Here is a 26,440-nt window from a genome sequence, read left to right on the forward strand (position 1 = left end):
ATCAGGGCAACGCGAACCCCGATCGGTTTGTGACGTCTGGTCAGTCAGGTTTGCCATCGCTCTGGTATGGGATCACCTTGTACGGTATCCGAATGCGATCCAGTTCGTCGATCGGGTCGGGACACGTTCGGAGAGCGGTCGCCCCAGCCCGACTTTCCTGCAGCTCGTTCAATCGAAACGGTCAAACGCATCGCACGCTTTTCGCTAGCGGGCTTTCTGGGCACGGAGAATCCGCCCACGGAGAATCCGCCAGTCCGCTACGCGACGCGCCGCATCGCCGCAACCGTCAGCACCGACAGCGCGGCCAGTTCGCTTCTCAATCGAGCCTGATTACCGCTGACATCGGGTGCGCGTTTAGCCGCGTCCGCGCTACGCATCAGCAACTTCACGATCTGTGGGGTAGTCAGGCCTGCCGGCGGGCCGTCAATTTCGCCGGCTTCTATCAATGTGCCCAAGAAAACCTTCAGACACTGCTCATACGTCGCCGCTGTATCGGCAACACGTCGCGCCGCGAGCTTTGATACCGCTTCGGCTAACTCCGCCAGGTGCTCCGACTCGCCGAACATCTCGGCGCCCAGCCCGTAATACGCGTTCAACAGCGCGCCGAGACGGGTGGCCGCATCGCCATTCTTCCGCAGCGCTGCGTCGCAGCGCGCCCGCACAAGCTCGCCGAGGTAATCGACGACTGCGAGAAAGACCGCCTCTTTGTCCTGGAAGTGCAGATACACCGTGCGCTTCGCGACCTGCGCCACTTCCGCAATATCGTCGATCGAGGTCTTCCGGTAGCCGCGCTTCAGGAATAGCGACAGCGCAGCGCCGATGACGGCGTCGCGCTTGGTCGGGCGGTTTTCATCGGCGGAGCCCGACGGCCGCGTCTTGGGTAATGGAGGTCTCATGAGTGATATAAGTATACTATTTTTGTGCATTTGGTACACTTTCGCCGCGGCATCGTTTTTGAACGCGTCCCGAACGGCGGGCGCGCGGCGCCGCAGTCACCAGCGTAACCGAGGACGCGTCCCATGCCTAACCTGAAGCGCCGCCATTTCATCCTTGGGACGGCGGGTGTCGCCGGTGCACTGATCATCGGCTGGGCGGCGTTACCGGCTCGCCAACGGCTTGTGCCGGACAGTCCGCTCCCGGCCGCGGCTGGGCAATATCCGCTGAATGGTTGGGTCAAGATTTCGGACGACGGCACGATTACCGTCGTGATGGCGCAGGTTGAAATGGGCCAGGGCGCGCAAACCGGACTCGCCATGCTGCTCGCCGACGAGATGGATGCTGACTGGGCACGCGTAAAGCTCGAGCCGTCCACGTACGACCGCATCTACAACAACCTGGCCGCCATCGCCGACGCGCTGCCTTTCAGACCCGACAATCACGGCATCGTCAAACGCGTATCCGGCCACCTTGCACGGCGGGTCTTGCGCGAAATTCCCGGCATGCAGGGCACCGGCGGCTCCTCGAGCATCGCGGACCAGTGGCTGCCGATGCGCGAAGCTGGCGCGGCAGCGCGCGCGATGCTGGTGGCCGCTGCCGCATCCCGCTGGCAGGTGCCAGCGGACAGCTGTACGGTCACGCTTGGCGTCGTACAGCATCCCTCCGGCAAGCACGCGTCGTTTGGCGAGCTTGCGGCCTCGGCAGCGCATATGCCGGTGCCCGATAAAGTGAAGCTCAAGAGCGTCGCCGATTTCCGCCTGATCGGCCAGCCGGTGCGGCGACTCGACAATGCGACCAAGCTGGACGGCTCGGCGCAATACGGCATCGACGCTGTGCCGCCGGACCTGCTCCATGCAAGCATCGTGATGTGCCCGACGCTCGGCGGACGTGTGATGCGCTTCGACGGGAGCGCGGCAAAGGCGTTGCCCGGCGTCAGGCATATCGTCGCGCTCGATCCCGTGCCCGGCGGTATCGGCAGCACCGGAGCCACGTCCGGGGGCGTTGCTGTTATTGCGGATACGCCCTATCACGCAATACGGGCGCTCGACCACCTCTCGATCGAATGGGATCACGGCGCGGCGTACACGCAGTCCAGCCGCGCGATCGGCGACGCGCTGACTCACGCGCTCAACAGCGGCGATGGCAAAACCCATTTTGAAACCGGCGACGTGAAGACCGCGTTGGCATCGGCTGCGCGCACCATCAGCGCCGAATATTTCGTGCCGCTGCTCGCACATGCCGCGATGGAGCCGATGAACTGCACAGTCCAGTTCAAGGATGGCCGTGCAACGGTCTGGGCCGGAACGCAGGCGCAGGGATTCGCGCGTGCCGCCGCCGCCAATGCTCTCGGAATCGATGCCGACCATGTCGACCTTCGTGTGCCGTTCCTCGGCGGCGGATTCGGCCGCCGCTACTTCTCCGATGTGATCGTGCAGGCCGCTCGTCTCGCGCGTCTGACTGACGGCGCACCGGTCCAGCTGATCTGGACGCGCGAGCAGGACATGACGCACGACTACTATCGGCCCGCGTATCGGTCGCGTTGCACGGCGGGCTTCGATTCCACGGGGCGCCTTGTCGCATGGCACGCCACATCGGCGGGATCGAGCATGGGAGCGCCGTCATTTCTCGACAACGCGACCGAGGGTGCGTTTGACACGGCTTACGCATTTCCGAACGCGCGCGTTGCGCACCAGACCGTCGAGCCGGGAATCGCGCTCGGCATCTGGCGCTCCGTCGGCCATTCGCAGAACGGCTTCTTCACCGAGAGCTTCGTCGATGAATGTGCTGCGGCCGCCCGGCGCGACCCGATTGCATTCCGTGCCGATCTGTTGCGTGACGACGGGCGGCATCTGCATGTGCTGCGACGAGTCGCCGAACTTTCGCAATGGAACGCTCCGCTTGCAGCAGCGTCCGACGGCGCGCCGCGTGCGCGCGGCGTGGCAATCCACCGTTGCTTCGGCACGATCGTCGCGCAGGTGGCCGAGGTGTCGGTCTCCTCTGACCGGCAGATTCGCGTGCACCGTATCGTATGTGTGGTCGACTGCGGGATGCCGGTGAATCCCAATCTGATACGCCAGCAGATGGAGGGGGCCATTGTGTTTGGACTCTCGGCCGCGCTACATGGCGAAATCACGATCGAAAACGGCGCGGTACAACAGCGCAATTTCGATGCTTACGCGCCTATGCGCATGGACGAGTGCCCGCAGATCGACGTCGACATCGTGCCCAGCACGCTTGCGCCTGGGGGCGTCGGCGAACCGGGCACACCGCCCGTCGCTCCCGCCGTGGCCAACGCCTTGTTCGCGCTGACCGGTCAGCGGCTCCGTAGTCTGCCGCTGCGGCTGGCTTGATACCCCACGACATCACACGACATCACACGAGATCACTGCCCATGACGATCATCCTGAACATCAACGGCGCGGACGTACCGGTCGATGCCGAGGCGGATACGCCGCTACTGTGGGTCCTGCGCGGCGAATTGAAACTCACCGGCACGAAATTTGGCTGCGGCCGGGGACTGTGCGGCGCGTGCACCATTCACCTGGACGGCAACGCCGTACGCTCGTGCGTCCTGCCGCTTTCCGCGGTCGGCAGCGGGCAGCGCATCACGACCATCGAAGGACTGCATGGCGTCGAAGCGGACGCACTGCGTGCGGCATGGACAGAGGTCGATGTCGTGCAATGCGGCTATTGCCAGAGCGGGCAGCTCATGTCCGCATGCTCGCTGCTTAAGTACAACCGTCATCCAGCGGTGGACGATGTGAATGCCGCGATGAGCGGCAATCTCTGCCGATGCGGCACCTACCCGCGCATTCGCCGCGCCATCGACATCGCCGCTCGCAAGCTGCAAAACGACAGTCCAGATCTGTAGCACCCCGTCGTGATGCAAATTCCCGATATTGGAAGCACGCGGACGAAAGCGACTTGCATCGTACGCCGACCAACCCGGTGAACCCACATTCCCGGATCGTTCGATCGGTGTCGGCTATTTCAGTACTCCTCGCTGCCTGATCGCTTGTCGCTGCTTCTCGATGTTCTGCTCGCCCGCCTGCAGTGCTTCCGCGCTCGACAACGAAGCAATTGATCTTCATGCCGGTGTGAATCGGACTTTTTCGTTGCCGTCGGCTCCAGCAGTCGGAGCGCCCGCCAGTCGGCGGCGAACGCCTCGGCGTAGCGGCGAGCGATCGCCCACGCCGATTCCCCGGTGCGCCGGCTGCCCTTTTCCATCTTGTCTTCGCCTTCGTCGGCATCCGAAGTCAGATGGCCGACGTCGGCAATGTTCACGACGTGCCGGACCTCATAGCCGTTGCGCATCAGCGCGCGGCGAAGCACGTCCTCGAACGCATACGTTCTCAGATTGCCGATATGCGCGTGGTCATAGACCGTCGGACCGCAGCCATACATGCCCACCTGACCGGGCCGGATTGGCGTGAACGGGCGCACAGTACGCGACCAGGTGCCATATAGCGCGAGCGGCATCGCGTTTTCTCCGTACCGACTATTCTGGCAAAACAAAAAGGCCGCCGGTTTTTCAAACGGGCGGCCAGGACACGCTCGATTCAACGTCAGGCTAGATCACAACAGACGTGTCTTTCGCTCGGCATGTCCTGACAACATGCGCGGACCAGCAAGGCAGGGAATGGAGTTCGATCGAGCATGTCGGCAATCCTGGCGTTTGCCGGCTATGCCGGTCAACATCGAATGACTGTTTGCGGAAAAACGCTGACGCCCGCAATCGCCGTGCAACGGAACGAGGCCCGGCGTGGTTTCCTCCGTTCAGTCTGGAACATTCAGTCGATACGCGCGCCCGTGAGCCGTTCGCTCAACTGCCACAGGCGACCGGCCGCGACCGGATCGGTGGCGCGCGGACGCACGCCGTGCAATTCCGCTGATTCATCGTTCGGCAAGGCGCGGGCAATTTCGCAGTCCGCGCAGTAGACACCTCCTCTACCGTCGAGCTGTGGGCTGGTCGCGCACCAGACACTCGTTGCGGCTCCCTGCTGGGGCGTCTTCTTGTTGTTCCCGGGATCGATGATCGGCTTGCCGTCCTTGTCGATGACATTGCTGGCTGTCAGTTGCTCGCTCGACATATGCCGGACGAGATCCGTCACGACGCCGCCGGGATGGACAGAAAACGCGCGTACGCCAGCGCGTTGGCCGATCGAATCCAGCGCCACCGCAAATAATGCGTTAGCGGTCTTCGACTGACCGTAAGCGACCCAAGGCTCGTATTCGCGTCGCTCGAAGTTCGGATCGTGAAAGTCGATGCCGGCCCGGCGATGACCGAAAGAACTGAGCGCGATCACGCGGGCTTGACCGGATCGCACGAGCGCCGGCCACAAGCGGCAGGTCAGTTGAAAATGGCCGAGATGGTTGGCGGAAAACTGCGATTCGTATCCGCGTCCATCGCGCACGAGCGGCGGTGCCATGATGCCGGCGTTGTTCACGAGAATATCGACGGCGCCCGTCTCTTTCTGCACGTGCTCGGCAAATCGATCGATCGACTCGGGATCGAGCAGATCCATCGGTTGCAGAACGACATCGGGCATCTCGCCAAACGCGGCGCGCGCCTTCGCGAGATCGCGCACCGGCACGAAAACCCTGGCGCCGGCCAGGCGGAACGCCTTGACTGTTTCGATGCCGATGCCGGAATAGCCGCCGGTCACGACGGCGCATTTGCCGCTCAGGTCGATGCCGCGAATCACCTCCCCTGCGGTGGAAGCCGCACCGAAGCCTGAACCTACGGGGGATTGCGGGGTGAACATGCAAGATCTCCAGGACGAGTTAGCTCAACGCATGGTAGGTTGATAGTCCTGTACCCAACAGACGTAACAGTTCAATTTTTATGCGCGAGCGTTCAAATTTGCAGGCTGATCCCCTTTCAGATCTACTGGACTTCCTCCAGCCACGGTGTGATCTGTCGGGACGGGTGGTGGCGGGCGGCACCTGGGCACGTCGCTTCAGCAATCTGGATGCGATCAAGTTTTGTGCGGTCACAGAGGGACGCTGCTGGTATTCGATTGACGGCATGTCTGAACCGGCACAGGCGAACCCTGGCGACGTATTGATTACCAACGGCGCCCGTACCCTGACTCTCGCCAGCGCCGCGTCGCGGGTCCCTGATGCGACGACCACGCCAGTCGTTCGGGACGGTAACGATCAATATCAGCTTGGCGAAGGCTGCGACTTCACCATGCTGGGCGGTACTGTGCAAATTGACGCAGATCGGCAGGCGTTACTTCTGAATGGTCTGCCACCGCTCATTCATGTACGGGGAACCACAGACGAAGCCAGGCCGCTTGCCTGGTTGCTTGAACAACTGGTGGCGGAAATGAGAGGCGGTCGGCCGGGCCGGGGCGCCGTCATATCGGGACTAGCTCAACTGTTGTTTATCCAGACACTGCGTGCCTATCTGGCACACGCATCGGATGGCGACAAAGGCTGGCTGAAGGGCTTCGGTGACCCACGGTTAGCGATTGTGCTTAGTAGCATCCACAGCGAACCTTCGCGGAACTGGGGCCTTGACGAGCTTGCAAAGGAAGCGGGGATGTCGAGAACATCACTCGCGGTTCGATTCCGCGAGATGATGGGCGTTCCCCCGCTCACCTATTTGACCCAATGGCGAATGTATCTGGCGAGGCGCGAGCTTCGGGCGGGCGCCTCCATCTCCGAAGCCGCGGCCTCGGTCGGGTACTCATCCGAGAGCGCCTTCAGCAGCGCATTCAAGCGCATGCTGGCCGTTGCACCTGGCCAGTACAGGAGAACGGCGCAAGGGGAAAACGAAACGCGGCGAACCGCTCGTAAAGCAGACGCACTCGATTTCTAACAGAGCGCGATCGTCCGCCATTGGATGAACCAGGTCTAATGCGAAAGACCTGAACGACCAACAGGGAACCTTTCTTCTGCCACAAAGCGATCAAGCGTCGCAGCCTTTCGTCACACACCTTCGACAAGAACGGCGCGATACCGCGCACCCTTGAACCGGTGCTGCGCGGCTTCCTGATACGCCGGGCTGTCGTACCAGGCGCGCGCGGCTTCTGTGGACGGAAACTCCACGATCACGACACCCTCGGGCGCTTCGCCCTCCAGAACCTGCTGAGGGCCGTACGCGGCGAGGATCTTGACAGGATGACCCTTGAATGTCTCGCCCACCTTGCTTTGGTAGATGTCGAGTTCACCCTGATCCTGCGTGCTTTCCTTCGTGAAAACAATGTAAGTCGTCATGGGCGTCGGCTCCCGAGGTGGTGTGAAGATGAACGATGATGCCACGAAACTGCACCGGGCCTCGATGGGCAGCGACGTTCTCGCAAACTCGCGGGTCAAGTATGTGAGAGCTTGAGACCCGGGCGTACGAACTCGACCGGATCTGTCACGTTCGGAACCAACCGCGTCGCATCAGGAACGACATGTTCCCGGAGCGCCATTTCCGGCCAGACTCGGTTTCGAAGAGCAGATAAATAGCGGTTAGCGATAGGATGCCCGTAAGGGGTTGGTATAGCCGCACCTCCTCGAGAATTCCGAAGATGGAAATACTCAGCGTATAGAGCGTCATCGTGATGCCGATAGCAAGCAGATTCTTTTCTTTTTCACGATATCCCACGTATGCGCATGCAAGAAAAACCATCATGATCATTGCGTACATGATGGAAACCTTCGTGCCCGACAAGAACAGGCTCCCGTTATGCAGGTAATGGAAATGATTTTCAAATTTCTCGTGTAACGCATCCGCGCCTACGCCTGGCAGTATCGAAGCCTTGAAAAGTACTTTTCTTAGCACCTCGGTGATGGCAACGCTCATCACAACCAGACCTGCGCCCCACGTCAATGGGCGAACCGCTATCCGCTGACCGAATACGACCGGCGCGACACCCCTCAAGATCAGGAACAGCCCAATGAAAATACAGGATTCCCGGCTGAGCACAAAAAAGACAAACAGGCTTACGAATGCAAGCACACCCTCGCTTCTCATCGCAAACAGAAAAAGCAAAGTGAGCATCAGCGTTTCGGTGAAGTCCCAGGGATAGCTGAAATAGTGGATGCAGCGTATCCAAAGCACCGACGATGCGACAAGCGCTATCACGGAGAGGCTGACTCGCCGGGTCAGCAGATAGGCGCAACCGCATAAAACGAAATTTTCCAGAAGGAGGAATACTTTCACGAAATCGTTGTACGGATTCTGCGAGACATTCCTGAACAGGTCCAATAGATAAGGGCCGAGAAGACGGTTCTGAAAGGCTCGCCAGTGAGGCATCCCGCTCAATACGCCATCCGAGGCTGAGAGCAACATATCCATATTGGAAACATGCTTTCTCGCCCAGAACACGTACTCGATCCACGTGCAACCCACGACGCACAAAAGCAGTATCGCGACACCAAGCGGAAGCATTGCGTTTCTTGTTCGAGCCGTCGAATTCATTTTTCCGTGCCTTAGGGGAATTTAATCAAAGCCGATTGGCAAGCAGAATTCCGCACGATGCCAGGAGAGGCTGTCAATGCCGCACGCAGTCTGCCAGTGGTCGATTCATCAGATCGCCAGTACCATGAACACGCCGCACAATCCGATTACCGCGCAACTCACGCGGTCCTTGAACGTGAAGACGATCGGGTCATCGTGCATCTGTCCGCGAAATGCCAGCATCCAGATGCGGCTTACCCAATACAGCGTGAGCGCGAACACTGGCCACAGCATCTTGGGATGCTGGTAGAGCAGCTTGAACTCGGGCGAATTCAGATAAAGCGCGAGCACGAGTACGGCGAGATAGCCGGCTGCCGTGCCGTAGGAGCGCAGGATCGACATGTCCAGCGTCATGTATCCGCGCCCTGCCGCCTCCGTTTTGCCCTGCTGAAGCATTGCCTCGAGTTCGACATAGCGTTTGAGCATGGCGAGACTCAGGAAAATCGGCACGCTAAAAAGAATCAGCCAGTAAGACAGTGAAATGTTGCTGCATTCGCCGCCGGCGATCACGCGTACCGTATAGAGGCTGGCCAGGGTGAAAACATCGATTAGCGCGATCCGCTTGAGTACAAACGAATAGGCCACCGTGGCGATCATGTATCCGATAAGCACCGCGCCGAATCCCCAGGGCAGCAGTGCCGCGAGCCCGAGCCCGCCACCGAGCAGCGCAATCGTCAGCACGATACCGAGCGAGAGCGGCAGCTTGCCCGATGCGAATGGGCGGCTGTGCTTGCGAGGGTGGCGGCGGTCGGCATCGAGGTCGAGCATGTCGTTGAGCAAATAGACCGATGACGCGGTCAGGCTGAACGACGCAAACGCGAGACAGGCCGCGAGCACCGCCTGCAGGTCGTTGAAGCGGTGCCCCACGAGTAGCGGCACGAAGATCAGCGAATTTTTGACCCACTGATGCACGCGCATTTCTTTGAGCATGAGCGGAATCAGACGACGCTTCTCTTCGAAGAAGACGATTTCCGCATTTGCCTTGCGCGCGATTTTAGCGATCTGCCGGTTGCCGACAACGATTGCGCGGCGCGCGCGCCGCCACACGGGTACGTCTGCGCGCGCATCACCACAGTAGTCGAAGCCGTGTTCGCCGAACTGCCCGACGAGGGCTGCAGCCTTATGCTTCCCATGCAGATTCATGCTCGCATCGCTTGCGAGTACGCCGCTGAACAGGTCGAAGTGAGCCGCTACCTGGTTGGCGAATCGCTGGTTGGACGCCGTGCATAGATAAAGCGGCCGGCCGGCCGAGCGCGCTTCGCGCAAATAGTCGACTAGTGGACCGTTATAGGGCAACACACCCACATCGAGAGTCACACGCTGTGCGATTTGTTCCTTTAGATAGGCCCTGCCCCGCAGCAGCCAGAACACGCAGAGAAATATCGCGAGCGGCTGCCGTTTAAGCAGCACGAAAAAGCTTTCAAACAGAAAATCAGCTCGCGTGAGCGTGCCGTCCAGGTCTACACACAGTGGAATTGCGGGATCTGACATATCGATACCCTCCTGTGCTTCTTTGGGGGCATGGCAGCGCACGCGCTATGCCGCACTCACTCGATAACCGTAGGGCATGGTTGTGCATGGGTCTGTACGCCACCGTACGTGACCGACGTTGAAGCAGATCAAGCGGAACCCGCCAATCAGGCAAATACGAAGCGCTTGTCGAGCTGGTACTTTGCGATGTAGCCGAGCGTGAGGCCGAACGCCCCGCCGGCGAGGCGTGCTGTTTCCGAATGGAAGAGCACTTGCGCGGCAAATTCCGTGGCCCAGAAGATCGCGGTGGTGGCAAGTCCCATTACGACATAGCGCGCGAAGGTCTGGATACCGTGGGCCACGCTGCGGTGTTCGTAGCGGAAGATCCACCCCTTGTCGAGCGCGTACTTGACGACGAGTCCGACGCCGGTGCCGATACACACCGCGAGAGGGATTGAAAATGGACCGTCGTAGAGGCGCCACGTGATCTTCTGGCTAGCGAGATTCGCCGCCATCGAGACCAGCGCGAATAGCGCGTACCACGTCACGAGAGCCGTGCGGCTCGCGGCGGCAGTGTTCACAGCGAAACCCGCTTGAACACGAAGCGCGGCAGAGCGCGGACAACCAGCATGATCGCGCTCCAGAACCACGGGGTGTACAGCAGGTCTTTGCCCTGGGCGACGGCGCGTACGATATCCGCACCTACTTTCTCGGGCGTAGCGACGAGAGGCCTTGGTAGAGCAAGCCCTGCCGTCATGGGCGTATCGACAAAGCCGGGCTTGATCGTGAGCACCTGTACGCCGGATTTGAAAAGTCGCGCGCGCAATCCTTCGCAGAAGGTGGTGACGGCCGCCTTTGCGGCGCCGTAGACGTAGTTCGAGGCACGCCCGCGATCGCCTGCCACTGATGAGATCACCGCGATGGTGCCGCTGCGCTGCGCCTCAAACAGGCTGGCGAGCCGTGTGAGGAGCGCGATAGTGGAAAGCGCGTTGGTCGAGAATTCGTGCAGCGCTGCATCCACGTCGCGCTCGCACAGCGCCTGATCAGCCAGAGTGCCGTGTGCGATGAGTGCGATGTCGATCGAACCGAGGGCGGTCCGGCATGCATCAAGCATGGCGGCATGCTGCGTGTGGTCGTTCAGGTCGAGCACGTACGTACACACGTCCTGTACACCGCGCACGCGCAAGTCCTGTGCGATGGTGTCCAGTCGCGCGGCATGGCGGCCGACGAGGAACAGGCGCGCGCCGGCTGCCGCCCAGTGCCGCGCGCACGCGGTGGCGATGGCAGAAGAGCCGCCAATGATAAGGATGTTCTTCACGATTGAGTCGTCCGTTTCCAGAAACGCGACATTAGCGCGGGATCGCGGTGCCGCTCGAGTTCCTGCCACGCGGGGTAAGCCGCGCGGAAATGCGCCCCGCTCATGTGTGCATCTTTCGCGGGATATTGACGACCGCCGGCTTCGGCCACGATCGAGTCGAGCCGCGCGAAGAGGTCCGTGTTGCGCTGTTCGTTTTGCGGGAAGTCGAGGGCAAGCGAGACCCCTTCCATCGGAAACGAGAGCAGGCCAGGTGAAGGGAGCGGGCCGCAACGCTTGAGCACCGCGAGAAATGAGCCGATACCGTTCGTGGCGATCGTGTGCAGGATCGCGTGCAGCGCGTCGCGCGCGTTCGCCGTCGGCACGACGCATTGATGTTGCTGGAAACCGTGCCGCCCGTAGATGCGATTCCAGTTGTGGATGTTGTCGAGTGGATAGAAGAAACGGGTCGCGGCCATGCGCGCCAGTTCGACACCGGGCTTCTGGCGCCGATAATAGAGTGCGTTGAATGCGCGCACCGTTGTGCGGCTAATGGGTGAAAACGGCAGGACGAACGGCACATTGCATGCGTGTTTCGCCGGAAGAGAGAAGTCACCGTCGTCTGCATGATCACCGCTCGTGTAGATGCCTCGCCCGAGCGCCCCGCCGCGCGCAAGGCAGTCTACCCACGCTACGCCGTACTCATGGATGGCCTCGCGGTCTCGCGCAAGGGCGAGGAACTCGTCGAGATCGGCATAGCGTGTGCGTGAGACAGCGATATGGCTAGAGCGCACCGGCATAAGCTGGATCTCCACCCATTCGATCACGCCGGTAAGGCCGAGGCCGCCGATCGTCGCACGAAAGAGCGCAGCTTCCTCATCGAGTGAACATTCGACTGCCGGGCGATCCGAGCGCAGCAGCGAAATGCGGCGCACGTGGCGTCCGAACGTCCCGCGCACATGATGGTTCTTGCCGTGCACGTCGTTAGCCACTGCGCCTCCCAGCGTGGCGAACTGCGTGCCTGGCGTGACCGGCAGCATCCAGCCCCGCGGCAAGGAGACCCTGAGCAGTTCACCGAGCGTCATGCCCGCTTCGGCGCGCACGACGCCGTTGGTCCAGTCCGCGCTGATGAAGCGTGCGAGGCAGTTCATCGGCAGCACCTGACCGGTGTCCGCGAGGCAACTGTCGCCATAGCTGCGGCCATTGCCGAATGCGAGCGTCGTGCCAAGACGCGCGTGGGCGTCGGCGAGGCGCGTCTGGATGGCATCACGCCAGGCAAGCGGTTCGCCCGACTGGTGACCATAGGGGTAGCGTCCCCACGATTGCAGCTTTGAGGCGTTCATTGAAGGCGAGACTCGTCGAATGTCTGGCACTTTGCCAGAGCACGGGGCTCCCGACCGTGGGCCAGACCACAGTCCAGGCGACCTGCAGGCCACCGACATCCACTCGCTCGCGCCTGCCCGGTCCTTCGCGAACTTCGGCGTCTGTCCGATTCCCGGATTGAAGCAGTTGCATGGATCGAACGATGTTCGATCACGATAGCCTCGCCATTTCGCATGTCGAAGAATCGCGATCAGACATGACGTCGAATTGCTTCGTGCCAGCCCGGCCGTGCCACAGCACGTCAAGCTTTACGGCTTCTTCTACGAGATCAACTCGGAGTTGACGGAGGTGGTGCGGGACATTCCGGCATGGCGTCGGGAGCTTGTCACCCGGGTCATGTGAGCCGACACATCGTTCGGTGTCGGCCCCGCCGGACGGCCGATGTCCACGGCCTACCTGGCAATGTCCGCAACGAGTGCATCGAAAAGCAGGTCAAGACTCTGCTCAAAGACTGACTCGAGATTGTTCACGCTCAGGTGTGGGGCGATTGCGCGAACATGCGGATAAGGGATCTGCTGCGGCGCGTGCTCGAGCAACAAGGCAGTCGGTTCGTCCTCGAGTTCACGGCTTGCAACTTCTGCCATCCCCGCGCCATTAACGTATCCGCCGATCAACCGGAACCAGAATGCCGTTCGCGCCGCGTCAAGACCGAGCGCCGCAAATGTCTTGAGAATTTCCTCGTACAAAGCAAACGTCCGGTCCGTGTTAAAGCGCCGCGTAGCCAGCAAAACAAACGCCCGCGGGTGGTGGATCGCGATCGCACGGTAGTTCCGGATGAACCCGCGCAATCGCTCGAGCGGCGGAAGCGCCGCAGGAGGGAGCTGCCCTTCCAGCAGTGCTTCGAGGACCGCGTCCAGCAGTTGTCCCTTGTTCCCGAAATAGTAGTAAAGGGCCATCGCCTCGACGCCGAGCCGCGCGCCAAGACGTCTCATGGAACAGTGATCGAGCCCCTCTTCATCAATTAACGCCAGGGCCGCTTTGGTGATGCGCTCCCGCGTGAGGGGTTGACGTGAGGTGTCATGCGTGGACGCGCTAGCAGCCGGCGACTTTCGGGGCGGTGGTTTTGATTTCTTGTCCGATGACGTTGTCGACGCGTTCTCAGGCGGCTTGCGGCGTGACCGTTGCGGGCGATGATCAGATTTAATCATCGAGGCACTATACACCGTAAAGTCGAAGAGGTATTCTTTCGCATAATTTTTACAGTGTAAAAAACCATTGCGATGACGATAACCCCCAACCCTCACCAATTGGCTGTGCTGGCGGACAAGGCCGAGGCCCTCGCCTACGCCGATTTCTTCGCGGCCGCACCGTCGGAACTCCGACAGCGGCTCGCTCTGAGCGTCCAGCGAGTCGCCGACGCCACCCTGCTGCTCGCTCCTGGTTTGCCGGTCGCGCTCTTCAATCGCGCGATCGGACTTGGACTGTGCAATGACGCGGGTCTCGAAGATGTCGAAGAGATCGTCGCGCGATTCCGCGAGGCAGGCGTTGCCGATTGGCGTCTGTTATGGAGTCCGCTCGCGCGCCCGCAAGATCTCCTTGCAAGGCTGGACGAACGCGGCCTTGAATTTCGCGCGGTCAGCCATTGGGCAAAGATGTACAGGGGCACCGACTCGCCGCCGCCCATCGCGAGCGCATTGACTGTCGCCCCGGCCTCGCGAAAAAACGCTAGCCAGGTGGCGCGCGTCATAACGGACGCTTTTTCGCTGCCATCTTATGTCGCCGACTGGATTGTGCAACTGCAAGGTCGCCCCAACTGGACCCTTTACGCTGTGATGGATGGCGACACGATTGTTGGCGGCGCATCGCTCTTTCTCGCCGGCGAGCTGGCCTGGCTCGGCATGGGCGCAGTCGCGGCACCGTACCGCCGGCGCGGCGGCCAGGGTGCCTTAATGGCTCGCCGTATCGAAGATGCGATCGCGCGGTCGGCGTGCCATATCTTCACGGAGACCGGCGAGCCAGTCGGCGAAGAGCCGAACCCGTCTTTCAACAACATGGAGCGGTGCGGCTTCGTCAAAGTGGTATCCCGATCAAATCTCGCGGGTCGTTTCCCAAGTGAAGAGTCCGCCTCTCGCTAACCGCGCCAGGACGCATGTGCCCGGCTCGTAAGGCTACGCCACCGCATCCGTCGCATACCCGCCAAGAAGAAGCCTCATGGTCAATGTTCTTCGCCAGCAGCCGCAGCAACACCGATCCGGTGCCTGCTGCGCCAGCCAGCCCGCCGAGGAGGCATTCGAACCGGGCGCCGACGCGCCATGCGGTCTGGCCGACAAGGGGCAGTCGCTCCAGATGCTGCTCCCGCGGGTGTGGCGGTTCGCGTTACGGTTGACGGGCTCCACGCAGCTAGCCGAGACGCTGGTAGCCCGGACATACTCGCTTGCGTTCCGTGACGGCGCCATGCGAACCGGCGATCAGCTTCCATTTGTGCAGTTGCTAACGATTCTTCACGCGGAGTGGGTTCAAGGGATGTCCTCTCGCCGACACATGGAACCGGTCGACTTGACGACTGCCTTTCATCACACGACGTCGGAGAAGAGCTCCGACGAAGCGAAGCGCATCCGGGTCGCGGTTGACCAGTTAGCGGATCTGCAACGATCCGTTCTGCTGATGGTTGAAGTTGAGCAACTGTGTCTTGCTTGCGCGGCTGCGGTTGTCGGCATTCAGCCCTCGCAAGCGCAGCGATATTTACGTCGCGGTCACAGGCGAGTGAGCGAACTTGTTACCACAGGCGTCAGGTTGGGTGACCGGCTAAACGATTGAAGCGAGCGGCGCTTACAAGCTCCGCCCACGCCGGCAAACGAAGGAGAAACATATGAGTTACGCAATCATTGGCTTCGGCAAGATCGGCCGCGCCCTTGCCAGGGCGTTCGCCCGCCACGGCATCGAAGTGGCCGTTGCAACCACGCGCGACCCCGAAAGCGTTGCAGCCGATGCGGCCACGATCGGACCCGGCGGTCATGCCCAAAACCCTGGCGGAAGCCGTCAAGGCAGACGTCATCTTTTTGGCAGTCCGATTTGAGTCGCACCCGGAAGTCGCCCATGCACTGCCCGACTGGAAGGGGAAGACCATCATCGACGCGATGAACACGCAGGCTCCGCTTGAGGAACTGGGTGGTCTCCCATCCTCTGCTTTCGTCGCGAGGGCGTTCACCGGAGCCCGGGTGGTGAAAGGCTTCAACCATCTGGTCGCTGCCGTCCTTGACCAGGACCCGGCCGTCCACGGCGGCAGAAGGGTCGTGTTCCTTGCAAGCGACGATGACAGCGCTGCAGCGGAGATCGGTGCGCTTGCGAAAGCGCTCGGTTTCGCGCCCATCCAACTCGGCGCGCTTACTGAAGGCGGACTGCTTGTGCATGCGCGCGGGAAAAGCTGGGGTCACCTGATCTTCAAGGACCTGATCGCGTTCGACCGATGAACACCCGTTTCCGGACATTTCGCTGAGCCGAATGGCCAATGCGTCGGCGCGTTTCTCCGCGTTTCGCCGCGTTTCTCCTCGCTTCTATTTCCGCGCGCTACGAGATTCACCTGCGACCTGACGATCCGGAGGATCGCGCGCAGAGACAGGTGCCTATCGCCTCCGCCCTGCCGGAGGCCATTCGCAAAAAATCTCGTAACGGATGTCGGCCATATTACGATTTCGCACGGTTTTGTAGGATGTCGAACTGTGCGCGGACGAACAGGTACGTGTTGCCGTGTTTCGTCCACGATGCAAACGCACGTCTGACGGTATGAGGAACTCCGTTTTGCGCTGCTGGCTGCCCTCCTTTGCCGGTATTTTTGACGAGCTCGTCAAGCGCAGTTGAAACAACGACCTCAGCGGCGGTCCGCTCAACGCGATACGGCTGATTCTCGGTAAACGCGTTGAAAAACGCTCAATTCCTGTTTTCCAAAAATTCTCAGCTATGTCAAACATCGCGATGTTTGGCTTTCGTTGAGTGCATGATACGCATCGGTAACGCCACCCATCACGCTTCCCGACCCGCGAGAAATTTCGCTGGAAACTCGCTGGCGGCAACGTCTGCGGTGCCGATACGACAGTCCTCGATGATGCATCACTGCACGCTCGGCGACTTCTGGTTACTATCGGCGGCCGTACCCGTTGCGGTATAGCCGCGGCCAACGGCACGCTCGTCGTCCTCACACGAGGCATCGACCTGCGGTGGCCGATCTCGTGTCGCCGACGCATCTGCTCGTCCATTTCCGGAGGGATCGTATGCTTCGAAAGCTTCGTACCCGTCTGCTTCGAGCAGGCGCGACCATCCAGCGTCTCGGCACACCGTGGTTTCTGCTCGCGACCCGCATCTGGATCGGTCAGGTTGTATTCGTGCATCAGATCATGGGCATGGTTGAACGCGAATCGCACGGACTGTTGCACGGCGTGCTCCCCGTCCCTTCGAGCGTCGATCTGGCCATCCGCGGCGCCGTGCCCTTGTTGCTTTCCGTCGGGCTTCTGACGCGTCCGCTCGCGATTGCACTGCTGGCGGGCGCATTGACGGCGGTGATGGGGACCGCGCAAAGCATCGTGTCGCCCTTGCTGATCTGGCTCGTCGTCGCGGGTCCGGGTACGTTTTCGCTCGATGCGCTGCTGGGCCGTGGCGCTCCATTCGCGCCACTCGGTCCGCTCGCGCCGCTGCGCATGCTCAAAGCAGGCTATCGGGCGTTGAGCCTCTATCTGACGCCGGTACTGCTGTTCGCTGCACGAATCGGCCTTGCGGTCGCCCTCGTCCTTCCCTTCAGCCATGCGCTGTCTGCAGCCAACATGCCGGCGCCGGCGTCCTTCACGATGCCGTTCGACGTTCCCGCGTGGGCGGCGATCGTGCTCGCGTGCGCGCTGGCGCTCGGTTGCGCGACGCGCGTTGCCGCGGCAATCTGCGCGGCACTGATCCCGCTTGCGGGCATCGAGATGGCCCTCGACGAACGGCTCGCCGTTCTGCTTCTGCTGCTCGGCCTCGTGTCGGGTGGCGCCGGCATGCTGTCGATCGACGGACTGCTGGCGAAATGGCTGTTCCGCGACGCCGATGCGCCGGATCCGAAAGGTGGCCATCGGCCGCGCGTGCTGGTCGTGGGCGGCGGCTTCGCGGGGGTATCGACCGTTTATGGCCTACGAAATTCGCGTTGCGATATCACGCTGATCGACCAGCGAAACTACCACCTGTTCCAGCCGCTGCTCTATCAGACCGCGACCGCCGCGCTTTCGGCAACGGAAATCGCAACACCGATCCGCAGCCTCTTCAGGGGACAACGCAACGTACGGATTTTGCTGGGCAAAGTGAGCGGTGTCGATACGGCTGCGCGAGAAGTCCTGGTCGGAGAAAACAGGGAAAAATACGACTACCTGGTTCTGGCCACCGGTGCACGTCATAGCTATTTCGGCAAAGACGCCTGGGCGCCCTACGCGCCCGGACTCAAGACGGTGGAAGACGCCACTTCGATCAGAAGCCGCCTTCTGAAAGCGTTCGAAGCCGCCGAGAGCACAACGGACGAGACCGCGCGTGCCGCATGGCTGACTTTCGTGATTGTCGGGGGCGGACCGACGGGAATCGAACTGGCCGGCGCAATCGCCGAACTCGCGCGGCATGGCATGGACCAGGAATATCACTCGATCGATCCCGCCACCTCGCGCGTAATTCTGTTGCATGCCGGGCCGCGCGTGCTGCCGACGTTTCACGAATCGCTGTCGGCGGTGGCCGAGCGTTCGCTGCGCAATCTGGGTGTCGATGTGCGCCTCGAAACAAGGGTGCTCGGGGTAGACGAAGCAGGCGTCGACGTGGGGCAACATCGGATCGCATCGCGTACCGTGCTGTGGGCCGCCGGTGTCGCGGCTTCTCCCGCGGCGAAGTGGCTCGGCCAGGTGGAAGACGGGTCCGGCAGGGTCAAGGTCGGCGATGACCTTTCCGTGCCGTCGCACGAAAGGGTCTATGCAATCGGCGACACGGCATCGAGCACAGGATGGCGAGGGGCACCTGTCCCCGGGCTCGCGCCCGCAGCCAAGCAGCAGGGCAAATACGTGGCGCGTGTGATCGATGCTCACCTCGCGGGACTTCCCCCGCCGCCTGCATTTCAGTACCGTCACTTCGGCAGCCTCGCGACGATAGGCAGGCAATCGGCGGTGGTGGAAATCGGGCGCCTGCGGCTTTCGGGCGGCCTCGCATGGTGGCTGTGGGGTGCCGCGCACATCATGTTCCTCGCGGGCGGGCGAAACCGGACGGCGGTTGCCGTCGACTGGTTGTGGGCCTACCTCACTTACCGGCGCACCACCCGGCTCATCACCGAGACGGGTCACTCCAACGGATAGTCGCGCCCTTTTCTCTGGCGCAAATGAAATAGTGCCGTTCCTCAAGTGTTAAAGAAAAAGCGCTCCCGCTTTCGCCTTTCGAATGACCCAAGCGTCGCCTTTCGCACACTTGTACGAGGAATGCCACGATGATCGATGAGAAATCCAGCGAAGCAGCGCTTCGCATACGTGCTGTTTACCTGTGGGAACAGGACGGCCGGCAGGAAGGCCGGCTGGTGGAGTACTTCCCCCGAGCACAAGCGATGCTCGACGAAGAGGCAGCGATTGCCGCACCCATCGACGAAGCGACGGCAGCTCGCGGGTTACTGACCCGCCCCCTCACGAACAGATCCGACGGCAAGTAACGAAAGCTGCTGCAAAAGCTTCCGGTCGCCGCTCAGCCTCTTAATGAGGCAATTTTTTCTGGAACATTTATCCGGTCTCAACGATGCAAAGCTCACTCGTATTGAAATCCAAGCTCAAAAGCGGCATTTCCATTTTCTCCGTGATCGGCCAACTCGCCGCTGAATACAAGGCGATCAACCTCTGGCAAGGCGCCCCCAGCTTCACTCCCGATTCGCACCTGGTCGACGCTGCGTTTCAGGCGGTACGAGAAGGCTTTAACCAGTACGGTCCGATGCCCGGCGTGCTGCCGCTACGCGAGGCGTTGGCGAGGAAAACAGCAAAGCTTTACGGCGCGCAATACGACCCGAACACTGAAGTCACCGTCACCGCGGGCGGCCTCGAGGCCATCTATGCCGCGATTACGGCGCTCGTCCATGCCGGCGATGAAGTGATCTATTTCGATCCCGCATTCGAGTGCTATGAACCCACGATCCAGTTGCAAGGCGCCACGCCGGTTCCCATCAGGATCCCGCTCGGCGCGATGAAAATAGACTGGGATCGGGTACAGGCGGCCATCACGCCGCGCACGCGGATGATCATCGTCAACACGCCTCATAACCCGCTTGGTGGCGTGCTCGACCAGAACGACATCGACCGTCTGATCGCAATCACGCGAGGCACCGACATCGTCATTCTGTCCGATGAGGTGTACGAGCACATGGTGTACGACGGGAAAACGCATCTGAGCATGGCGCGCTATCCTGAACTCGCCGAGCGCAGCGTAATCGTTTTTTCACTGGGCAAGACCTTTCATGTGACCGGCTGGCGAGTCGGATACTGCGTGGCGCCGGCTGAAATCATGAAAGAGATCAGGATGGTTCACCAGTATCTCGTCTACGCGGCCCCTGCGCCCTTCCAGATGGCGCTGGCTGCCTCGGTTGAGGACGAGAGCAACTATCTGCATCTGGCCGGGTTCTACCAGAAGAAGCGCGACCTTCTTGTCGATTCGCTGAGCGGTTCGGCGCTAAAGGTTCAGCCCTGTGCCAGCGGATTTTTCCTGCTCGCCGATTTTCGCGCGGTTTCGGATAAAAGCGATCGCGACTTCGTGCTTGATCTGCTGCGGCGAAAACACGTAGGCACGATTCCGTTGTCGCATTTCTATAGCGACGGCGCCGACACGGGCATGATACGTCTTAGCTTCTGCCAGCATGACGACGTGTTGCGTGAAGGTGGGCGCCGCTTATCGGAGCGCGATTTATAACCGTCGCCGCCCTCCCTGCTTCAAGCTTCGCCCATGCGTTGACTCGATGCGTTCGCACGTCGCCGCGAATGCGCTGACGGAGTAGCCGAGCTTGAGCCCCCGATCGCGATGCGCTCGCCATGTCAGCGCATCCGTACGGGGACCGTGGCTCACATCAGGAAAGCTGCAGGACGGAACGTTGTAGAACCAGTTCGTTAGATCACCTGTTCGCATTGCATCGGCCGATGATCGTTCGCCGAAGCAATATCCGGCGGCGCGGCTACAAGGTTTGCGCTCCAACGATCCGGGCAAACCGCACATTTGGACCCGGCCGTCAGCATGATATGATCTCCTCCGTCTTTGGGGAGTAGCCTGCTTCTGCTCAGAAGCGCCTGCATCAACATACTCGGTCGGCCAGACCGTGGTGCAGGCAGCCCACCGGTTGGCAAGACCATCGACACACCTTGGCGACCGGTCGGGCGTAAAGGTGTGTCGCGGTTATCCGCCCGACCTCGAACCCCTACTCTCATGAATCCAGTCGCAACCCTGTTCCTGGCATTTGCCATGTCTACCGACGCCTTCGCTGCGGCAATCGGTAAAGGCGCAACGCTGCATCGTCCGAACCTGCGGGAAGCGCTGAAAACCGGCGTCATATTCGGCGTCATCGAGGCGCTCACTCCGCTGGCGGGATGGTTTCTAGGCAGAGCCGCCGCTGATTACGTTACCGCCTGGGATCACTGGATTGCATTCGCGTTGCTCGCCGTGCTCGGCGCTCGCATGGTTTTCAATGGCCTGGCGAACAAAATGGAAACGTCCAGACCGGCATCGCACTCATTCTGGCTGCTCGCGCTCACGGGCTTTGCCACCAGCATCGACGCCATGGCAGTCGGTGCGGGCCTCGCCTTCGTCGAAGTCGACATCTATTCCACCGCAACCGCGATCGGACTCGCGACCATGCTGATGGTGACGATCGGCGTCATGCTCGGCCGTGTCATCGGCCGCGTCGCGGGCAAGCGCGCGGAGATCGCGGGCGGCATCGTGCTGATCGGCGTCGGCAGTACGATTCTTGCCGATCACCTGAAGCTCGTTGCGTGATGCCCCTGGTCCAGGTGGTGTGTGAGCCTCTTCGCCGGGAGCGTGCGCGGCAGGATTACTTGTACTCCACCAATATCTCGCGATAGGGCTTATCCCCCTCGTTTCGAGCTTTATGCGTCGCGGGAACGCGCGTCCCCTGGCCGGCACTCGACAATATTTCCAGATAGCCGTTTTCGCACAGTAACGAATAGACCGAGCCTGTCGACACCTCGAAGATGCCGAGGTCGCCACCGTGTTCATCGAAGACGGGCAGCGGCGCGCCTTCAATCGCATACCACATGTATGAATGCGTATGGGTGTGTACGGGTGTTTCTTCACCTGGATCGAGAATAAGGTCCCAAACAATGACCTTATCGTTTTCAAATACTTTCTCCGTACCCACGTCGGCCATGGTTTCTCCTTGAAATTTCGCAAGCGGTCGGTCTCACGATTCTCCGCATCCACGTCGCGCCTACCCGCGAACTCCGGAAGCCCAGGCGTATTTCGCGAAGCGCCGGCGCACTGCAATTCAAGCCATATCGGCAACGCCGGTTCCGGCCAGGCTACGTAAAATCCCTTCGTGGATTCGAGCGCTTTGGCGGATACCTATCGGTAATTGGCCGTCTTCGATATTTTCAGGGAGGCGATGCGCTCGCGCGAGTCTCGCTTCTGCACGCGCCCGATCGGGCAATACTGCTGCTCGCGGCACATCACGCGGCCTTCGACGGCCGCACGATGATGATGATTCTCGAGGACTTGCTTCGCGCCTTATCCGGAAAACCCTTGCGCGCCCCTTTCAAGGAGGCGGCCAGTCCATCCGATTTCCTCTCGTTACCCGCAAACTGCCGCTATCGCACTTCGCTTGATGAGACCGCCCGCTTCAGCGCTCCCGATGCCAAGCATGTTCGTGTGGAGCGTATTTCGTTATCGGAGACGTTGACCGCCGCCGTCCTGGCGCAGTGTAAAGCGCGCGCCGTGAACGTTCGTGCGTTGATGGCGGCGGTTATCGCAGCCGCCGGAAGAGAGGGCTGTGCTGAATGGCAGTCACGCCCGGTGACGGTCGCCTCACCGATCGATCTTCGCTATATGCGGAATCAGGAAGAGATACCTGGACTTCTGGTCGGGGTCGCCTTCACAGCGGTCCCTGTTGCAACGAGCCGCGACACGCTTTGGCAAACTGCCGAGAGCATCGGACAAGCACTCCAGCACGCGACGAACCTGGAGGCACAACGGGCGACGGTGTTGAAATTTCGCCAGATCACCGAGGACGAACGTCCACCGCTGGCATTTGCCGAGGCATGGCAACACACATCGCCCGGCGCCGATATCATGATCAACAACTACGGACGGCTTGCCGTTCAGGACGACTATGACGCGTTCCGGGTCAGGAGCCTCTCTTCCGCCAGCCTCGCAGCGATGGGCAAAACGCAGAAGGTCTCCATGATCTCGCTACGCGGGCGGATTGGCCTGTGCATCGCCACATGTCAGCCGATTCCCGGATTGCTCGGCAGCGTGTCGCACATACTGGCTAGCGTCTGCGGCACTTCCCTACACTAACCGCGGTCTGACGAGCCGCGACGCCGCACTCCCCGCCCGTGTGAATTTTCCTTCGCCGTACGCGCATTCGCACCCAACACATCCATCATCTTCTCGCGCATCCAACGATGCGCCGGCGAATCGGAGTGTCGCCTATGGAAGAAAACCTTGAGCACGTAGCGAGAAATGTGGAATGGCGTGGGGTGAATCTCAAGCGGTATCGTGTTCGCCAGTTGCAGCGCGGCCCGGCGAGGCAGCGTAAGCAGAAGCTCGGAGTTCGCGACGATGAACGGAGCCGCCATCACGCTCGGCAGCTTGACCGCCACGTCGCGGGTGAGCCCGGAACTCAGCAGAGCCGCATCGACAACGCTTTGTTCGGTGTTCCAGGGCGTCACGACGACGTGCCGCTCCGCGAGATACTGCGCCAGCGACAGCTTCCTTCTGATCCGTTGATGTCCCTTCCGAACGACGACCACGTAATCGTCCGCACAGCAATCGAGCGACTCGACACGGGTCCGCTGCGTTTGCTCTTCGCCTAAAAAACCCAAAGCAAAGTGAACCCGCCCCGAAGCGAGATCGTCCAGCGATTCACTATGGGTCGAGTAGATGACACGCACACGAACGTGTGGGGCCTCGCGTTGCAACGCAGGAATGAGCTGAGGCAACGCGGCGAACGCAGTGAAGTCCGTCGCGGCAAGTTCCGCGCATGGTGACGACGGGATAGTGGGGGCCGTCGTGCGCCTCGTGTCGGGTAATACACCGCGCCTGTGCAACATGGCGTTGATCCAGATTCCTGCACGCAGCGTCCTGAAAAACGGCCTTGCCTAACGCAGCCAGTTAGCCAACCATCGCCTTCCCGGCAAGAATGTGCTTAGCCGAACAGAGCGTGTGCCGGGTATTGCCGTTTCATAAGGCATTCACGCATCGCCCGGATACTCGCCTTCACACCATTCTTTCGAAGTCCGTATGTCCATTCCCGCTTCTTTTTTCGGCATCGTGCTGGGCCTCGTTGGCCTCGGCAGTAACTGGCGAGGTGCGGTCCGTTTATGGGGCATGCCGCCTGTCATCGGCGAGCTCATCATGGCCGCCGCATTCGCAATCTGGACACTGCTGGTGGTGTGCTACCTATTCAAGTGGGTCGGCCAGCGGCAAGCCGCGCTCGCGGAATCGCAACATCCGGTGCAGTGCTGCTTCATTGGCCTCATTCCCGCGACCACGGCGCTCATGGGCGTGGTGCTGGCGCCCTACAACCGCGCGCTTGCCGATCTGGCCTTATGGCTCGGCGGCGCCGGACACATTCTGTTTAGCGTGTGGCGCGTCGGCGCAATGTTGCAAGGCGACCGCGAACTCGCAACCATCACGCCCGTCGTTTATCTGCCTTCGGTCGCCGGCAACTTTATCGTGGCGATTACCGCCGGCACACTCGGTTACGCGTCATGGGGACTTCTGTTCTTCGGCGCGGGCCTCTTCATGTGGCTGGCGATGGAGTCGATCATCGTGAACCGCTTGCTGCACGGGGCACCGCTGCAGCCGCCGCTGCGCCCGACCCTCGGTATTCAGCTTGCGCCTCCCGTGGTCGCCGTGACAGCCTGGCTGGCCAACACGCAAGGCGCCCCGGAGCTGCTCCTGCAGGCCACCTGGGGCTACGGAATATTTCAGTTGCTGTTGCTGATCCGCTTGCTGCCATGGATCTTCAAGCAGCCGTTCGCGCCGTCATACTGGGCATTCACCTTCGGTCTGACCGCGCTTTCCGGCGGCGGTATCCAGCTGTCGCTGCGCGGCGTAACCGGCGCGATCGCCGAACTGACGCCGGTACTCTTTGCCTTCACCAACCTCGCGCTTGGCGCCATCATCGTCGGCACGGTAGCGCTGCTGCTGCGGCGCAAGCTCGTGCCGCCAGTCGCCGGCCCAGCGCAATCTCGATGAACCGCAGCGGCGTCGCCACGGCAATTTGCGCGGGGTCAATGCGCTAGCCGCACGCTGGCGAGCGCCCGTCGCCATGCATCGAGCATGGCAGGCATGCCGCATGCACAGGGCAATCCGTCGCCAGATGCATTTCGACGGAGGGGGCCATGCATCAGTCGTGCAAGCCGTACCGCGGATACGCGGTTGAAGTGCGCGTCACCCCAAGCCACGTCATCGCGTTTAGCGGCATGCAGCGTCGCTACGACGTATCGTGGTCGATCTATTCGACAGACGATGGCATCGCGCCGGTCGCAAGTTTTCCGGAGCACGTCGACTTTATTTCCCACGACGGCGCATTCCTTTACGGCGAGAAGCGCGCACAAGCGTTTATCGACTGCATGCTCGCGTGCGAATCGCCATGACGCGCCATGACGCGCCACCGCCGCACGCCCCCGCCGCACTTCGCTTGCTCAAGCGAAGATAGTATTTTATGATCACAAAAATCACTTCTCTATCCGTGCCCGAACCTTGGCGCGGATCGCCTGCGTGCGCCAAACCCGGCCGGAATGAACACCGCTTCCCTCACCTCCCTGCAAGTACGCATCGCACGCGACATCGTCGCGCTGGTGCGTCGCGACGTCCGGCCGATCGGCTATCACCTCGCGGAGACCCAGCTCGCGCGCGAGATCGGCACGTCGCGTTCGCCGGTGAAGGCCGCGCTCGAGTATCTCGCGGAGCTCGGCGTCGTCACGCATGACGCAAATCGCGGCTTTTTCCTGGCGTGCGATTCGTCGTCGCTGACGGACGTCGCCGAGCAGTTCGCGTCATCGCCCGACGAGCCGCTTTATCTCGGCATTGCAAGCGACCGCCTCGCCGGCAGGCTGCCCGACGAAGTCGGCGAAGCCGACCTGATGCGCCGTTATGACGTCGCCCGCACGACCCTGCGCAAAGTGCTGTCGCGCATCGCGCGCGAAGGCTGGATCGAGCAAGGCGTCGGTCATGGCTGGCGCTTTCTCGGCATGATCGATTCGCCCGAGGCTTACGACGAAAGCTTCGTATTCCGTCAATCGATCGAGGTGACCGGGCTGCTGAGCCCGTCGTTCCGCTACGAACCAAAGCATCTCGAGGAAATCCGCGCGGAGCAGCAGCGCATTGTCGACGGCGGCTGGTCCACGATGACGGCCGCGGAACTGTTCGACGCCAACAGTCATTTTCATGAGGCGGTGGCGAAATGGTCGGGCAACCGCTTTATTTACGATTCCGTGCGCCGGATCAACCAGCTGCGGCGGCTCGTCGAATACAGCCAGACCAGTGATCGTAAGCCGCGCAAGGGCCAGGCCGAAGAGCATCTGGCCATGCTCGATGCGATCGCGCGCGCCGATCTGTTCGGCGCCGCGGCGCTGATGCGCAGTCACCTCGATGGCGCGCGCCGGCTCAAAAGCCCCGGCGCGCAGGCATTCAGCGGCGGCGCAACGCGGTCGCCGCCGCGCGCCGGCCCGGCGCGCGGTCGGGTGAGTTGAGCCCGCCCCAGG

At 61.4% G+C, this 26,440-nt stretch carries 24 protein-coding genes, 2 pseudogenes and 1 riboswitch; of the genes and pseudogenes, 14 read left to right on the top strand and 12 right to left on the bottom strand.

Going from position 1 to position 26,440, the window contains the following annotated elements:
• Positions 1 to 257: 257 nt before the first annotated feature.
• Complete coding sequence (locus ACYPXD_RS06775) at positions 258 to 926, bottom strand: TetR/AcrR family transcriptional regulator (protein ID WP_459709114.1); 669 nt, start codon at positions 924 to 926, stop codon at positions 258 to 260.
• A 93-nt stretch (positions 927 to 1,019) separates the two neighbouring features.
• Here ACYPXD_RS06775 and ACYPXD_RS06780 point away from each other — a divergent pair, with 93 nt between their 5' ends.
• Both ACYPXD_RS06780 and ACYPXD_RS06785 read left to right on the top strand, forming a co-directional pair.
• Positions 1,020 to 3,287, top strand: a complete 2,268-nt coding sequence (locus ACYPXD_RS06780; RefSeq protein ID WP_459708895.1) for a xanthine dehydrogenase family protein molybdopterin-binding subunit — start codon at positions 1,020 to 1,022, stop codon at positions 3,285 to 3,287.
• Positions 3,288 to 3,328: 41 nt separating this feature from the next.
• On the top strand, positions 3,329 to 3,808 hold the full coding sequence (locus tag ACYPXD_RS06785) for a (2Fe-2S)-binding protein (RefSeq protein WP_459708898.1): 480 nt from the start codon (positions 3,329 to 3,331) through the stop codon (positions 3,806 to 3,808).
• A 224-nt stretch (positions 3,809 to 4,032) separates the two neighbouring features.
• On the opposite strand, the pseudogene ACYPXD_RS06790 reads toward ACYPXD_RS06785, so the two are convergent.
• Together ACYPXD_RS06790 and ACYPXD_RS06795 are read right to left on the bottom strand one after the other, a co-directional pair.
• A pseudogene (locus ACYPXD_RS06790) lies at positions 4,033 to 4,416 on the bottom strand (cysteine--tRNA ligase); the annotation flags it as partial.
• Positions 4,417 to 4,727: 311 nt separating this feature from the next.
• Complete coding sequence (locus ACYPXD_RS06795; RefSeq protein ID WP_459708901.1) at positions 4,728 to 5,702, bottom strand: oxidoreductase; 975 nt, start codon at positions 5,700 to 5,702, stop codon at positions 4,728 to 4,730.
• 80 nt (positions 5,703 to 5,782) lie between these two features.
• On the opposite strand from ACYPXD_RS06795, the gene ACYPXD_RS06800 reads away from it, so the two are divergent.
• Positions 5,783 to 6,763 (top strand): AraC family transcriptional regulator, encoded by a 981-nt coding sequence (locus ACYPXD_RS06800; protein ID WP_459708903.1) that lies wholly within the window; start codon positions 5,783 to 5,785, stop codon positions 6,761 to 6,763.
• 110 nt (positions 6,764 to 6,873) lie between these two features.
• On the opposite strand, the gene ACYPXD_RS06805 is transcribed toward ACYPXD_RS06800, so the two are convergent.
• The 7 genes from ACYPXD_RS06805 to ACYPXD_RS06835 form a co-directional block, all read right to left on the bottom strand.
• Entirely contained in the window at positions 6,874 to 7,161 is a 288-nt protein-coding gene (locus tag ACYPXD_RS06805; protein ID WP_459708905.1) for a DUF1330 domain-containing protein, read from the bottom strand.
• A gap of 145 nt (positions 7,162 to 7,306) precedes the next feature.
• A complete protein-coding gene (locus ACYPXD_RS06810; protein ID WP_459708907.1) occupies positions 7,307 to 8,353 on the bottom strand; it encodes a hypothetical protein in 1,047 nt (348 codons plus the stop codon).
• A 108-nt stretch (positions 8,354 to 8,461) separates the two neighbouring features.
• Complete coding sequence (locus ACYPXD_RS06815) at positions 8,462 to 9,883, bottom strand: UbiA family prenyltransferase (RefSeq protein ID WP_459708909.1); 1,422 nt, start codon at positions 9,881 to 9,883, stop codon at positions 8,462 to 8,464.
• A 146-nt stretch (positions 9,884 to 10,029) separates the two neighbouring features.
• A complete protein-coding gene (locus ACYPXD_RS06820; RefSeq protein ID WP_459708911.1) occupies positions 10,030 to 10,443 on the bottom strand; it encodes a GtrA family protein in 414 nt (137 codons plus the stop codon).
• On the bottom strand, positions 10,440 to 11,180 hold the full coding sequence (locus ACYPXD_RS06825; RefSeq protein ID WP_459708913.1) for an SDR family oxidoreductase: 741 nt from the start codon (positions 11,178 to 11,180) through the stop codon (positions 10,440 to 10,442). The genes ACYPXD_RS06820 and ACYPXD_RS06825 overlap by 4 nt, the downstream gene beginning before the upstream one ends.
• Positions 11,177 to 12,499, bottom strand: coding sequence for an FAD-binding protein (locus tag ACYPXD_RS06830; protein ID WP_459708916.1), 1,323 nt, complete (start codon positions 12,497 to 12,499; stop codon positions 11,177 to 11,179). Before ACYPXD_RS06830 ends, ACYPXD_RS06825 begins: the two co-directional genes overlap by 4 nt.
• Before the next feature lie 432 nt (positions 12,500 to 12,931).
• Positions 12,932 to 13,687, bottom strand: a complete 756-nt coding sequence (locus tag ACYPXD_RS06835) for a TetR/AcrR family transcriptional regulator (protein ID WP_459708918.1) — start codon at positions 13,685 to 13,687, stop codon at positions 12,932 to 12,934.
• A gap of 72 nt (positions 13,688 to 13,759) precedes the next feature.
• On the opposite strand from ACYPXD_RS06835, the gene ACYPXD_RS06840 reads away from it, so the two are divergent.
• The 7 genes and pseudogenes from ACYPXD_RS06840 to mntP all read left to right on the top strand — a co-directional run bounded on the left by ACYPXD_RS06840 (position 13,760) and on the right by mntP (position 21,488).
• On the top strand, positions 13,760 to 14,614 hold the full coding sequence (locus tag ACYPXD_RS06840; protein WP_459708920.1) for a GNAT family N-acetyltransferase: 855 nt from the start codon (positions 13,760 to 13,762) through the stop codon (positions 14,612 to 14,614).
• Between the two features lie 76 nt (positions 14,615 to 14,690).
• On the top strand, positions 14,691 to 15,296 hold the full coding sequence (locus ACYPXD_RS06845; protein ID WP_459708922.1) for an RNA polymerase sigma factor: 606 nt from the start codon (positions 14,691 to 14,693) through the stop codon (positions 15,294 to 15,296).
• Between the two features lie 52 nt (positions 15,297 to 15,348).
• Positions 15,349 to 15,949 (top strand): annotated as a pseudogene (locus ACYPXD_RS06850) (NADPH-dependent F420 reductase).
• A 798-nt stretch (positions 15,950 to 16,747) separates the two neighbouring features.
• Positions 16,748 to 18,829 (top strand): NAD(P)/FAD-dependent oxidoreductase, encoded by a 2,082-nt coding sequence (locus tag ACYPXD_RS06855; RefSeq protein WP_459708924.1) that lies wholly within the window; start codon positions 16,748 to 16,750, stop codon positions 18,827 to 18,829.
• Positions 18,830 to 18,957: 128 nt separating this feature from the next.
• Positions 18,958 to 19,173, top strand: coding sequence for a DUF2934 domain-containing protein (locus ACYPXD_RS06860; RefSeq protein ID WP_459708926.1), 216 nt, complete (start codon positions 18,958 to 18,960; stop codon positions 19,171 to 19,173).
• Between the two features lie 83 nt (positions 19,174 to 19,256).
• On the top strand, positions 19,257 to 20,414 hold the full coding sequence (locus ACYPXD_RS06865; protein WP_459708928.1) for a methionine aminotransferase: 1,158 nt from the start codon (positions 19,257 to 19,259) through the stop codon (positions 20,412 to 20,414).
• A gap of 329 nt (positions 20,415 to 20,743) precedes the next feature.
• Positions 20,744 to 20,911: riboswitch (yybP-ykoY riboswitch) on the top strand.
• A gap of 10 nt (positions 20,912 to 20,921) precedes the next feature.
• Positions 20,922 to 21,488: a manganese efflux pump MntP gene (gene mntP / locus ACYPXD_RS06870; protein WP_459708932.1), complete on the top strand. Its 567-nt coding sequence runs from the start codon at positions 20,922 to 20,924 to the stop codon at positions 21,486 to 21,488.
• 55 nt (positions 21,489 to 21,543) lie between these two features.
• Here mntP and ACYPXD_RS06875 read toward each other — a convergent pair whose 3' ends face one another.
• Positions 21,544 to 21,879, bottom strand: coding sequence for a hypothetical protein (locus tag ACYPXD_RS06875; RefSeq protein ID WP_459708934.1), 336 nt, complete (start codon positions 21,877 to 21,879; stop codon positions 21,544 to 21,546).
• Between the two features lie 323 nt (positions 21,880 to 22,202).
• Here ACYPXD_RS06875 and ACYPXD_RS06880 point away from each other — a divergent pair, with 323 nt between their 5' ends.
• Positions 22,203 to 23,024 (top strand): phthiocerol/phthiodiolone dimycocerosyl transferase family protein, encoded by an 822-nt coding sequence (locus ACYPXD_RS06880; RefSeq protein WP_459708936.1) that lies wholly within the window; start codon positions 22,203 to 22,205, stop codon positions 23,022 to 23,024.
• Here the strand turns inward: ACYPXD_RS06880 and ACYPXD_RS06885 are convergent.
• Positions 23,021 to 23,779 (bottom strand): LysR substrate-binding domain-containing protein, encoded by a 759-nt coding sequence (locus ACYPXD_RS06885; RefSeq protein ID WP_459708938.1) that lies wholly within the window; start codon positions 23,777 to 23,779, stop codon positions 23,021 to 23,023. The two genes, ACYPXD_RS06880 and ACYPXD_RS06885, sit on opposite strands and share 4 nt — an antisense overlap.
• A 190-nt stretch (positions 23,780 to 23,969) precedes the next feature.
• Between ACYPXD_RS06885 and tehA the strand changes: the two genes are divergently transcribed.
• The 3 genes from tehA to ACYPXD_RS06900 all read left to right on the top strand — a co-directional run bounded on the left by tehA (position 23,970) and on the right by ACYPXD_RS06900 (position 26,428).
• A complete protein-coding gene (gene tehA, locus ACYPXD_RS06890; RefSeq protein WP_459708940.1) occupies positions 23,970 to 24,929 on the top strand; it encodes a dicarboxylate transporter/tellurite-resistance protein TehA in 960 nt (319 codons plus the stop codon).
• A gap of 146 nt (positions 24,930 to 25,075) precedes the next feature.
• Positions 25,076 to 25,330, top strand: a complete 255-nt coding sequence (locus tag ACYPXD_RS06895) for a hypothetical protein (RefSeq protein WP_459708942.1) — start codon at positions 25,076 to 25,078, stop codon at positions 25,328 to 25,330.
• Positions 25,331 to 25,474: 144 nt separating this feature from the next.
• Positions 25,475 to 26,428 carry a GntR family transcriptional regulator gene (locus ACYPXD_RS06900; RefSeq protein WP_459708944.1) on the top strand — a complete coding sequence of 318 codons (954 nt, stop codon included), beginning with the start codon at positions 25,475 to 25,477 and terminating at the stop codon, positions 26,426 to 26,428.
• The last annotated feature ends 12 nt before the right edge of the window (positions 26,429 to 26,440 follow it).

This window comes from Paraburkholderia sp. 2C (assembly GCF_054589215.1).